The sequence below is a fragment of the Thermaurantimonas sp. genome (assembly GCF_046299575.1).
GTDB lineage: Bacteria > Bacteroidota > Bacteroidia > Flavobacteriales > Schleiferiaceae > Thermaurantimonas.
This window is the reverse complement of sequence record NZ_JBKBHX010000002.1, coordinates 340,664-353,816: the sequence shown is the minus strand read 5'-3', so window position 1 is coordinate 353,816 and position 13,153 is coordinate 340,664. Positions and strand designations below refer to the sequence as shown.

Here is a 13,153-nt window from a genome sequence, read left to right as displayed (position 1 = left end):
CTTCTCGTTGCTTGATAATTATTTTACAATCTGCAGTTTGTGCACTTGCAGCTGATTATTGCATTTGATGCGCAATAGATATATTCCATCTGGTAATTTGCTGACGTTCATTTCGATAGACTCATTCTCCTGAGAAGTCTTAAAGACATTTTCATATAGCATTTGTCCGTTAATTGATATCACCTCCACGTAGATCTCTGATTGAAAAGCTGCATTTACTTCCAAACGTACTACCTCCTTAGCTGGATTAGGATATAGCCTTGTTAAAAAGTTTTTCTCAGATTGCTCAGGTAGTCCGACAAACAGATTTTGTTGTGCTATAGTACTCTGCCAAACTGTTTTATTGTTCATGTCTTGTACCCAAGCCACCACTCTTAAGTTGTTAAAATTCTCAACAGTGTGCGCAACAGCATGATTTACTGGCGTATTTGCATTAGGTGGCAGTACATAGTTGCCTTTGAACGTATATGTATACGGTACGATAAATTTCTGATTGGCATTAATTAGAGGTAGTGCTATACCATTGGCTGGATTTGCAAACTGATTATTGATTGTGTCAGGAACAAATTTTTTGAAAATGTCGTAGAATCGAGTTTCACCATTTGATTTTACGTTTTGCTGAGTCTCAGTTTCATACACAGCAATGAAGAGTCGTTGCCCGGCAGGTAGATTAAAGAGCGGTTCAATTTCAACTCCACCGTAAATGCGCTGTCCCTGTAAAGAATAACCTGCGCGCATTTTTATAAAAGCCGGCTGATTTTTATAGGAAGAGAGAATGGTTTGATTCAATTGACCTTGATGCCCATCCCATTGACCATCGATTTTCATAGCAGGTACAGCATTTATACCATACAGCTGACGACGAACGCCTCCCTCCGCAGTGTAATATGGATCGCCGGTTCCGGGCCAGTTCATCTGATACTTGATTACACTGTACTCGCCTGTGGGCTGAGTACTCATAAAGTTCTTGAAGCTGGCATTGGCAGGCGCACACGGAGGGCAGGTAGATGAACTGAAAAGCTCGAGAAGGGGAATCCGATTTGTGGCATTAGCTACTGTAACCTGATGGGCTATGGTATCATTAGCGGGATTTTGATCGTTTTGTCCATTGATGTTGCTCGCCCAAACTCTTATGGTATGATTGCCGACAGTGGCATTCCACTGCTGAGTGAAGGTAAAAGTGTAATCTTGTGTAGGTGCAATATTCAGGTTTGAAAGTGACTGACTAACAACCGACCCATTATTTATGCGATAATTAATGGTCATCGAAGAAATGGTTGGCCCTAGATTGGTAAGTACTCCTGAAATTGTTGTATTGCCTGGAGCTATTATTGAATTTATATTCAGTGACTTACCGGCCACATCTATTTGATTGTACGCGGCTACAGCAATGTCGTCAATATACAGTAGAAATTTATCATTTGAGTTGTTTCTAAAAGCTATCCGGATAGTTTGATTGTTGTAACTGGCTAGGCTAACTGCGCGATTCGTCCAGGTAACCTCCTCAGCATTAGTAGAGAATAAAATTACTGAAAAAGCACTGATCGCAGTGTCAGCATTGGGCGAAAGGCGAACTTCATATCCATCTCTGTATGAGGCATCGGGTGTCATTGCCCTCCAAGTTAGCCAGGCATTGGCTTGATTCACTGTAATTGGGGGCGTTATCATCCAATCATTAGCTACTCCAGGCGGATTGTACCATGAGGTACTCATGGCCATGAAATTCGAGGTACCAGTTTCTTGCCGGGTAACCCAAGCTTGACTGACAAATGATACTTGAGAGGCAGGAGTAAGACCATCCAAATTTCTCAAAATGAATGTGGAAGGCATACCATTTTGAAAGTTTTCAGAAAAAATTACTTGAGATGCAATCTCATTACTCAAGAGCAAACTGATTGATATGAAAATCAATAAAACTTTTCTCATTAGTACTATTTTTTGCTAATGTAAGGTAAAAGGTTGTATATAAATGGGGTAATTGTAAAATCAATGCTTACTCTACAAGAAAAACACTTCTGATTATGGGAGTAAGGCCTGAAATAAAAAATTCAATAGCCACCACCATCACAATTAATCCCATTAACCTTACAAGCACATTAATACCGGTACTACCTAACAAGCTGATAATACGGCTGGCAAAAAGTAAAGCTAAGAGCATTATCAAACATACAATGAGCATTACACCCACCAAAACAGCTTTGAAGCTTAGATTGACGGCAACTTGCATAAGCAGCATCGCATTCGTGATAGCTCCTGGACCTGTAATCATAGGAATGGCTAATGGAGTGACAGATATATCACCTACATATTTTTTAACTTCTTCGTCTGGTAATTTCATTTTACTGACCTGAGCCTGAAGCATTTCGCTTCCCATTTTAAAAAATATAAATCCACCTACCACTCGGAGACCGTTCACCGATATTCCAAAAAAATTAAAAATAAACTCTCCTAATACCCCAAAAATTACTAATGTAATGAAGGCCACAGTACATGCTTTAACGGCTGTACGACGGCGATGTTGTAACTCTAAACCTGCTGTCATGCTCAAAAAAAGAGGCATAACACCCACTGGGTTCATTACCGAAAAAAAGGATGTAAAAGCAACTAATGCATAATTTACAATATTTTCCATATAAAATCTTATACTTTTCGACCGCACATCAGCAGCGCTGTAACAGCAGCCTCTACTCCCTTATTGCCATGGACTCCCCCACTCCGCGCCAGACTCTGTTCCAGGTTGTTATCAGTGAGCACACAGGCTATTACTGGCATTGGCAGTGTTAAGTTCAACTGACTTAAGCCGTGATAAACAGCCATGCTTACAAATTCGAAATGCATGGTTTCACCTTTGATCAGACAACCGATGGCAATAATCGCATCAACCTTAGGCTCCAGAGCAGCTGCTTGCCTGCACCCATAGATAAGCTCCATACTGCCAGGCACCTCAATGGTTGTGATATTTTCTGGTTTGGCCCCCAGATCAATCAAGGTGTCGTATGCGCCTTTGTAGAGACCACTGGTCACCAAATCATTCCATTGAGAGCGCACCAGAGCAAATCTAAACGAAAAAGCCGACGGAAGTCGGCTTTTGTCGTATTCTGATAAATTTTTATTGGCTGTAGCCATCGAATCTTAATTTTTTTGTGACAGCTTCGCTTCGATACGAGCTAAAAACTTATCTACATCAAGTGCATGTTGAGACTTCGGAAACTCGTTTTTTAAGCGTTCGAAGTACTTGCGGGCATCTTTCCAATTTTTCTGATCTTCGGCCAGCATTCCGGCTTTTTTTAAGTAAAATGGCACAACAAACTCGTTGTTTGAAGAGCGAACAGCCTTATCGTAATATTCCAAAGCCTCTTTAGGCTGGCCTATTTCAAGGAAGGCATCGGCAATTACACCATTTGCAAGTACCTCGAATACCGGATCATTTGTGCTAAATTTATCCATTTGCCGAATGGCATCTTCATACTCGCCTAACTGAAGGTAGCACACACCTGCATAGTATCTTGCAAGGTTACCAGCCTTTGTCCAGGCATATTCATCGGCAATTTGTAAAAGGCCCATGCTGCTTCCATCGCCGTTTAGAGCGAGTCTCAATGAGTCTCTGTCTATATTTTCCTGAGCTTTATATAGTTCAATTTGGGCTTCTTTTTCCAGAGGCTCAAGGTACAAATATGTGAAAGCAAAATAGGCAGCCACACCAACTACAATACCTGATAGCGTATAAGTAATTGCTTTTTTATTTTTTTCAATAAACGCTTCAGCTTTTGTCAGGGTAGAGCCTACATCGAGGATTACTTCGTCTTGCTTTTGTTCGATTTCTTTTTTCGACATGCTAAATATCAAAAATTTAATTCATTATCAAAAAGGCGGGCAAAGTTAGAAAGATATTTGAATAGTGCAATCAGTGCAAGGTGTTAATTACCTCAATTAAACGCTGGGTGACCTCCTCAATCGAACCTTGACCATTTATGCCCCGATACTTTCCGATTTTTTCGTAATAGTGTTTGACGGGTAGCGTTTCAGCATTGTACACATCGATTCTCTTTTGAATCACAGCAGGGTCGGCATCATCAGCTCTGCCGCTGGTTTTTGCTCGGTCTGCCAATCTTTTTTTTAGCTCTTCCTCAGGCACTTCCAATGCTATCATGGCCGATATGGCAGTATTCATAGCATCTAGTAGGTTTTCAAGAGCTTGTGCTTGAGCCTCGGTTCTTGGAAAACCATCAAATATGAAACCTTTGGGATTTGATATTTTTTCTAATTCTGCTTTTAGCATGTTAATGGTCACCTCATCGGGTACAAGCTTTCCCTCGTTCATGTATTTTTGAGCTAACTGACCTAACTCGGTGCCTTCTTTAATGTTACGTCTGAAAATATCGCCTGTTGACAGATGTACTAATCCAAATCGCTCTACAAGAAACTGAGACTGAGTGCCTTTGCCGGCACCCGGAGGGCCAAAGAGTACAATGTTTAACATAATTAGTTTTTTTGCACATTAAAGCGGGTAAAAATATTTGCGTAATGTGTTTTAACAAAAGATCTAAGTCCAAAAATACCTCTATAAATAAAAAATCCCGGTCTTGTGGCCGGGATTCCTTCAAAGAGAAAGTGGTTAATTAGTTATGACCACACTGCCTGTACGCACTGTGCGACCTGTGATCACTCGGATGTAGTATATACCGGGTCGTAGCACATTTGAATATGTGAGTTGATGAACTCCAGCGGGCATTTTTTCATGTTTAACCATCTCCACAACTTGACCAAGTGAATTGATCAATTCAATTCGAACATTGGTTTCAGCTTCGAGAATAAATGCGTAGTTGAATTGGTTTACAGCAGGGTTCGGAAAAACAAGAACTTCTTTCTTGCCTGGGTTGACCTGAGCTACACTGCCAGATGTCTTCTTAAACACGAGGTCAGAAATTTTGAGTTCCACTTGATTGTCAGAAGTTGAACCCAAAGTGGTGACCCATACCACTGAAAGCACATCATCAGCAGAAAAAATTCCACCTTTTTCTGATTTTAAATCCTCAAAAGAAACATAATAATCTGAAACATTTGGTTGGAGGGTGATAAAGGTTCGGAATTGGTCAACCCATTTTGAAATTCCGCGCTTAACCACAACTACTTGTACTTTAGTAGGTTGTTTCACCTGAGCTCTGAAACTAAATCCGGAGTATTCAGAAACGTTCATTGGTCGATAGGCGCCGGGCAACAATACGCGATACACCGAAAAGTATTCCTTAACTCGGGCTGAAGCCACTGCAGATCTTTCAAGGGCTAATCCATCCTTAGCTAGTTCAGTGGTTTGAGGGAGCGCTACAAACTTTATCTGTTCAGCAGAGGTGATTTCATAATCGACACCCCAGGCACCGTCAGCTACATAGATCTGGTCAATACCTGAAGTGGCATTATTTGCTATACTGAAACCGGCATCGAACGTAAATCCAATCGGGAAGACAAAATCTACAATTTGTTGATCGACCGGTAGGGGGAGATCATCAAAAACAGGAAGATGTTGATCGGTTTCGGTAGCAGCGGCATGTCCTCTGAAAGTAACCCTTGTGGCATTTGAGGTATTGCGCACTTTTAGATGTAGTTTTCCGTTTTTATAAAATCCGCTCTCTACAAAAACTGTAGGAACAGCAGCTGGCCGTTTATTCAGGAATTGAACTGATCCTATACCTCTGGCCAGTGCTACGATGGATTCTACCATTTTAATTGTATAATGGGGTGAAACTGACCAAACCTGCATATTGAAAACTCTTTGTCCTGCTATTGGTTCGTATTCAGCAAGGTTCCATTTATTGTCAACTGTAAAATTGCCGTTGTCGTCAATGTACATTACAAAAGTGATGTTGTAGTCAATCTCACCGTTTTCCTGTTCGAGCAGTGCCATAAGAAACGGATGACCTGCAGCACTCACTACTCTAATCTCAGGCATGCGCGCTCCGGTTAGCCGGTCGCAGACAACTTTGGTGTGATCATAAACCTTACCCACAGGTGATTCGAGTGCCAATATTGAACCCAGACGTAAAGAACCTTTAAAATAATCTACTGAATAAACGTCTTCAGCATTCGTTATCCCGATTAGGTCTCCTGGTGTGACAACCTTACCTGTAGAATTATCAGGTCCTGATATTGGTGTTACGTCAGTCAACATAATATTGCCTCTAGCAGCCATTACAGATCCGACAGTTCCAGCATCTGGCAGCGATTCCATTTGCTCATAATAAAGATATCTGCCATCGCGGAGACGTTGCATATTTCGCTGGGAGAGCAGTTGGGAAAGTCCACCTTTGGATTCAATACCCCCACCTCCACCGCTGGATGATGGCATGGTTGTAATGTTTAGTGAAGCTGTATTGTTGGTAAGATCGTTGTCAAGTTGATCGAAGATTGTTCCAGATGCTGTTATTGCACCTGAAGCATTTACTGTAAATATCAATGAAAGGGTTGCTGAAGCTCCAGGAGCCAATGCAGGAATAGTCCAGTTTGATCCACTGTAGCTACCCGCTGAAGGAGTTGAAGATACAAAGACAAAGCCTCCCGGTGTAGTCACACACAAATCAATATTGGTTATATATCCATTAGTAAAGACCCAGGGAGCTGAAGTGTTGTTGGTAATTGTAATAGTTATCGTTACGTTATCACCCAGATTGGGATTGATGTTGGATGCTGTTATTTGTACATCTAGGTCCTGCGGACAATACGATGTTGAAGAGTTAGCTACGGCAGCGTTTGACTGAACTGTCCATGAAGCAGAACCTCCAATGAATTGAATATCAAATACATGATTATTGGTACCAGGATTAAATACAGTAGGTTGAGTATTCAGTGCTGTTCCTATATACGTATTGGTTGGTCCTACAGGGATAGTTACCGGTGATGAACCGGTGCTTGAGTAACCAAAATTTCCGGTAAGAGTTGCAGGGGTATTGTTCCACTTACAATGACAAATCGGATTGATAGTAGCTGTAGGAGTAAATGGAACTACAACAACAGCAGGCGAAAATTCAGAGGTACCGTCTGCACCAGTAGCGGTCGTAGTCAGTGAATCCCCAACAGAAAAAGCAGTGGTGGGAAGGATGACATAAAATCTGTTCACGTTTGTTCCGGTACCAACATTTTTTCCATTTACAATACCGCTGTAACTGCCCGTAGTATTATCGAGGTCTGCCAGTGAACCTTCCACAAAACTTGTAACATAGATTTCTCCTTGAGCATTAAAACCACCTGGATAATTATGAGCTTTAAAAATCTCCACCGTTTGTCCGGCACGTACAAAGCCCTTCAGGTGCAGGTTGGTACCATCAAATTCTGCACTTTCAACTACGGGAAAGTTGTTTAGATTATTTCCGCCGTTATTACCCGGAGGAATATCGCTATTAAGAGTCACATATGGGGGAATACCTTTTAAGTTGTCACCACCGGTAGGCACAAGGTCAATTCCAATAGCTCCGGTTTTTGGGTTGGGGCCCATGAGATAATTTCCATTATCGCGAATGCGATTCCGGGAAATGATATTGCCTTTTGTAGGCACCGGTGTGCTAAATGCCGCTATGTGAAAACCATTTCCATAGTTTTCATATACATTATTGTATCGAAAAATGCTGTTTCCTCCCCAGACTCTAAAACCACTGGTTTCTACTTTCAACTGACCATTGTGATGAGAGGTATTACACTCAAATAGGTGATTGCCTTCGGCCTGATGCGTATCAAATCCATTACCACCGTTATAATGAGAAAGATTATAGCGAACAGTAAAGTTCTTTGTATTAAAAGCTACATCAAATCCATCGGTTACTACATGAATACGTCCATTTGCATAAAATTCGTTGTATTCGACGAGTCCATTTTGTGAATTATATCCAAAATATACACCCATTCCACCGCAATGAGCGACAATATTGTGATGTATGTAATGGTTGTTTCCAGCTATTACAAAAATTCCACCGCCATTGGTGCGAATTGGAGCTGGTGGCGGGACGATATTTGTTCCTGAACTGCTGATATCTGCACCTATAAGACAGTGCGAGACTTCCCCATTGTTAGAGCCCCACCTGTAGTAAATACAATGATGAGCGTTGTCAAAAAGCGAACCGAAACCGGTAATATGCAGACCTTTGAATTTAACACCGGATGCAGCAACATCAAATCCAGTTGTGATTGTATTATTTCCCACTATGCTGATATCCGGCCTTTTTATTACAGGTGAAAATTTTGCAGGAGTACATATGCCAGTCTGTTGGTTTGATCCAATGAGCTCGTTGTTTGCCTGTGGCTGCGTAGTACCGTCTATTAATAGGTTATTTCTTGTGATTTGCGGCAATGTACTGCTCACTGTAATGGTGTAAACTCCCAAAACGGGATTAAAATTTGGGTCTGTAGTTGGAATATTAAAATGTATAGCCGTGTACGACGGATTGGAGTTTGCTTCGATGATAGCCTGTCTTAATGAGCCAGGGCCGGCGTCATTGGTATTAGTGACAAGGGCGATGGGCTGTGTATGCCCTAAACTTATTGAAATACATAATACCAAGAGAGATAATAATTTCCTCATAAGCATACTAAATAATTGTTTGAAAACAAAGGACAGTCCCTTTTTAGGATTTTTTGTAAAAATTTCACAAGTAACTCATTTTAATTGATTTAAATGGCAAAACGCAAAGGATTTAAAATGAATAATTGTTCAACAAAATTCCATTTATTGGAAAAGTAGTATTATAATGGGAAAATCATTTATGCAAATTAATCGTAATTGTCTCTTCAGAGAACTCTATTTAAAATAATCATCAATTATTTTTATATCAGTAAAATCTAAAATAGGCAACGAAGGAATAACCCAAATATTAAGGTCTGATTCCGTGAAGGAATTCCAAATGGAAGTCCTTATACCATTGTAGCTAAACTTTTTTGCAGTATTAATTATCTGGAGGTTATTCGCACCATTGCCAAATGGTAGAGAAAAGAATAGCTTTTGCTGACCTGTTACATCCTTAATTTCAGCTGCCGAAATACCAAACTCATAATCTAAAAACGCCTGATACTGCTGAGGCGTCATTTGGCTTGACATATCGAGCAAAAAGGAATGTGTCATACTGTGTGAGCCAATGTGAAACAGATTGCGATTCGAACTGTCTTTTTCCTGACTGAGTAACCACACCTGAGCCCAGGTCATATATCCAGGCTCACTTGATATCCAGCCAGGTACTATAAAAAATGTTGCTGGCATATTTCGTTGTTTCAAAGCTGGAGCAGCCAGAGTAAAATCTGAGGTAAAACCATCGTCGAAGGTGATGACAATCGAATTTCCCGGAAGACCTAAATTACCTTTATAAATATCATCCAGCATTTCGATGGGAATCACCTTATACCCTTTGTTTTTTATGTAATTCAAATCATTTATAAAGTCACTGATTGCTCGCTCATAGGTATCATTAGCAGGACCAGGAGTTATTTTATGATACATTAATACTAAGCATTTATACGTGGAAAATTTATCAAATCTAATGATTTGGCTTTCATTTGGATGAATGATTTTTTCATTAATAAAAGGATTACCATCCAAATCAGTAGCATAGCTTGTAATCTGTAGTGAATCAGTTTCATCTATTTCAAAAAATGTTCTTGGTTCATCTTCTTCAGTCTCCTCTTCCTCAATTTTTTTTAGATATATATTTTTCATATCAGATAATCCCAAAAATTTTTCAGATAAGATTCGAGTACCCATCTGCACATGGATAATATATACATTATTTTTTCCACCGGCAACTTCGTAGAAATGCGTTCCACTTTCACTCATAAAACGGTCAACTGCCAATGTTCGACCAGACATATCAGTGATACTGACAGATACGCGAATCTTACGCGGTATTTTAAATCCTATCTTAGTGACTTGCCGATAAGGATTTTGTGAAACCACTATCTTATTTTCGGGAATAACGACTTCAGGATTTTCTTTTTTTGATTTTACAAGTAATTCAAAAATATTTTTAGGAAAGTATATTGTAGTGTCTTTGCTGGTAATTAAATTTTTAAGTTTAATAGAATCTTGCCGGAGTGGATGCTTGTTGTGGTAAGAATCGATTTTTAAAATTATTAAATTGTTTGATAAACAAAGATTTTGAAAGAACAAAAAACAAATTGTTAATGATATTTGAACACATTTTTTCATAGATTTATATTTTTTGTATCTTTTTAAAATAGACATGGTCATCACATGTAATTTTTAATATATAAGTACCTTTATCTAAGAAAGATATATCATAAATAAAGAAATTATCATGAATATCTGCTTTATTACAAAATTTATTATTAATCTCATTAAAAAAAAGACATTCTGGTTCTACATAATTGCCTAGACAAATCCATCTAATTAAAATAGTTTTTATTTGAGATAAAGACAAATTTGAACAAAGAAAAAAGATTAGAAAATCTTCCATTAAATTTTTAATTATTTCAAAAGTAATAAGAATATCTAATTGATTTGTTAATATTATTTTAAAAAGGTTTTAAATCCAAGGTTTTATTTTCTTCTTTCGTGATAAAGTAGCTTTCCTTCAATCGCTCTTTATAGGGCCATGCCTTGTCCCAGCGAGGCCAGAGCATTCTGTCCTGAGATGACAGGCGACATCCCGAATTGCGAAAAGCTGTAATAAATATTCCGTCTGTAGTTCTACGCTCATTTTGAAGAGTACCTCTAAAATCGTGTACGACCTGATGGTCGCTAGGGTCTGCGACCAAAATATATGTCCAAGGTAGTCTTACCAGAAATTCTGCTGGATTAAGCCAAATAACAGCGTGGTTGATTTCGGGCTTATCACCAGGCTGACGCACATGTAAATGACCGATGGTATCGACTTCAAATTCGCGAAATCCATTTGTAAATCTCAAAATGTCCCAAGGCGCTCCATCTGTTTTGGTCGAATGCCATACAGATTCAGGCTTGGCAAAGGTGGAATCTATATGAAAGATGTTAATCGCAAAGGGATTGTATGCCTCAGTCACATACAGTCTTGCTTTGTCTTTTGTGATTTTTAAGGCGAACTCAGCGCGACTATTGGTTAGGATTTGCCCGTTTGGAAGGATGGATTCTCCTAAATTTCTATCATATGTATCTATTCCAAACCAAATTACATCGGTATCATTTAGCGGGGATGAGAGTTTAGCGTGAATGAAGAAAAAATTCTGACCATAGTCAAATTCCAAAAGAGTAAAGCATGGGTTGGACACGGATGGCCATGTCTTAAAAGTTGGCGAATCTGTTTCAAAAGCCAGCAATCCAAAATTTTCTTCTGCGCTCACCACATTATGCCAGAGAGCTCTTCTTTCTCTTACAGGCCCGTAAGGATTGGTGTACCACATGGTTTTGAACCACTCGTCCATCCAAGCAAAAAGAAATCCACCGGCACAGTGGGTTTGATGAATGTTTTTTAACATACGAATGTTGTAAAATGCTTGCTCAGATTCGGTGTGGCCACCATGATTCATCCCGCTGTGTGCGTATGAGGCATTGCCCCATGAAGACGGCACGCCATACTCACCCAGAAGTAAAGGCTTATTTCCATAATGAGTTTTCAGGGCAGTCAGATATCCGATGTAGCTATTTGGGCCGTAGCTATCCGAAAACTGCTGAAAATCCGGCTCCATACTAATAAAATCAGGATAATATGGATATGCGTGATAACTTGCAAAATATCCCCCCTGAAATCGAACATGTTTAAGCCGTTTCAAATCTATCTGAGCAATGTCTTCGTCAGACAGTTCGGGGAGTTCCGTGGGGTGATGCAGAGGATCTAAGGTCGGCCAGCTACTGTTTCCGATTGGTCTTTCCACGTTGTATTTTTCCTTTTCCCATTTTGCAGCGTGATCAATCATTCGTGTAAACCAAGCTTCAGAAGGGGAAGCTGAATCTTCTATTTCGACAAAATCTCCTTTGTAAAAGCGAATATGAGCATTTAATGAATCAGTAATTATTACTTCATCCGGCGATACTTCCCGTCCGAGCATCCATGCAAGTATCCAGTTGGATACGTCAATACTGTAAGTACCGCTTGCACGACCTTTGCGCTCGGGAATAGTTCTGTTGCCATGCATAGCGTCTATTACCTCTTCAATATCGCCTTCGTATTCCTCCGTTTTGTCATATAAGTTTCCGGTGATTTCCTCATCATCAAGCCAAATACCTTGCACCAGCCATAGAGGTCGCTCGATATGATCCCTGTTAAATTCGTCCAAAACCTCATAAAACCTTGGAAAATGGATGGTATAGGTACGAATCGAGTTGAAACCGGCTTCCCAAATTAACTGTAACCAACGTCTGTATTCTTCTTTAGTCGCGGCCAAATTGCCCGGATTGGTACCTGGTGTTGCAATTCCTAAATTTATTCCATTGATAAAGAATGGCTTATGCTGATCGTCGGGCTGACGAATTGCCAGGTAATGATCCACTGTTTTAAAGGGCAAAGTATCTTCTTTGAAAAGTACCCAATTATGAGTAGTCTTACCTTGAGGTACAAGGCGCGGATGCTGATGTTTTTTGTATCCCTGTGCCTCTATAGTCACTTGATAAGAAGCCATTACATTCTCAAACAATACTTCGGGATCGAGATTACCAGCACCTGAACCACCTGACGGGGCATTGGATAATTTCAGCACTTTCTTAGCTATGATAGTCTTACCAGATGTAATTTGAATAATGTACATGCCCTCCGGCACTTCTGCACCGGTCTGGTCGCGGCCATCCCAGGTGAAATAATTGTACTCCTCCTTTAGCGGACCGTTGTGAAGTTGGCGCACAACCTGCCCAATGCGATTGATTACTGACACATTGGCCCGCACTGGCCTTAAAGCATAAATGATATAATTGGTCTCACGGCTGAATGGATTGGGAAATACATCAAAGACCACAAAAGGCCGGTTTTCAGATTCTTTTTCAAAAAAAGGCAAATTCAATCGATAGAAGCCATTCGCATCGGACCGGGCTGTAAAAGTCTTTCCCGATGAAAGGGATGTAAATTGAAGACTTGCGTTCGGTACAGGCTGTGCCCACTTATTGCGTACATAGCCCTCAATCATCTGAGCGCTTAAATTCTCACTAGCAAAGATTCCGACTACAATCCACGCCCAAACATTTTTTTTCATTTAA

Annotated in this window: 8 protein-coding genes; all 8 read right to left on the bottom strand. The window is 40.0% G+C overall.

Annotation, left to right across the window (positions count from 1 at the left end; translation table 11 throughout):
• Positions 1-18: 18 nt before the first annotated feature.
• On the bottom strand, positions 19-1,926 hold the full coding sequence (locus tag ACK4EX_RS04025) for a choice-of-anchor J domain-containing protein (protein WP_409769958.1): 1,908 nt from the start codon (positions 1,924-1,926) through the stop codon (positions 19-21).
• A gap of 67 nt (positions 1,927-1,993) precedes the next feature.
• The gene (locus ACK4EX_RS04020) at positions 1,994-2,632 is read right to left on the bottom strand and encodes a MarC family protein (protein ID WP_409769956.1); all 639 of its coding nucleotides are present in this window, start codon (positions 2,630-2,632) and stop codon (positions 1,994-1,996) included.
• Positions 2,633-2,640: 8 nt separating this feature from the next.
• Positions 2,641-3,126 (bottom strand): 6,7-dimethyl-8-ribityllumazine synthase, encoded by a 486-nt coding sequence (ribH, locus tag ACK4EX_RS04015; RefSeq protein WP_409769954.1) that lies wholly within the window; start codon positions 3,124-3,126, stop codon positions 2,641-2,643.
• A gap of 6 nt (positions 3,127-3,132) precedes the next feature.
• Positions 3,133-3,834 (bottom strand): tetratricopeptide repeat protein, encoded by a 702-nt coding sequence (locus tag ACK4EX_RS04010; protein WP_409769951.1) that lies wholly within the window; start codon positions 3,832-3,834, stop codon positions 3,133-3,135.
• A 70-nt stretch (positions 3,835-3,904) separates the two neighbouring features.
• Positions 3,905-4,480 carry an adenylate kinase gene (locus tag ACK4EX_RS04005; RefSeq protein ID WP_409769949.1) on the bottom strand — a complete coding sequence of 192 codons (576 nt, stop codon included), beginning with the start codon at positions 4,478-4,480 and terminating at the stop codon, positions 3,905-3,907.
• Between the two features lie 135 nt (positions 4,481-4,615).
• Entirely contained in the window at positions 4,616-8,566 is a 3,951-nt protein-coding gene (locus ACK4EX_RS04000; protein ID WP_409769947.1) for a T9SS type A sorting domain-containing protein, read from the bottom strand.
• 216 nt (positions 8,567-8,782) lie between these two features.
• The gene (locus tag ACK4EX_RS03995; RefSeq protein ID WP_409769944.1) at positions 8,783-10,222 is read right to left on the bottom strand and encodes a polysaccharide deacetylase family protein; all 1,440 of its coding nucleotides are present in this window, start codon (positions 10,220-10,222) and stop codon (positions 8,783-8,785) included.
• Between the two features lie 284 nt (positions 10,223-10,506).
• A complete protein-coding gene (locus ACK4EX_RS03990) occupies positions 10,507-13,149 on the bottom strand; it encodes a T9SS type A sorting domain-containing protein (RefSeq protein ID WP_409769943.1) in 2,643 nt (880 codons plus the stop codon).
• Between the last annotated feature and the right edge of the window lie 4 nt (positions 13,150-13,153).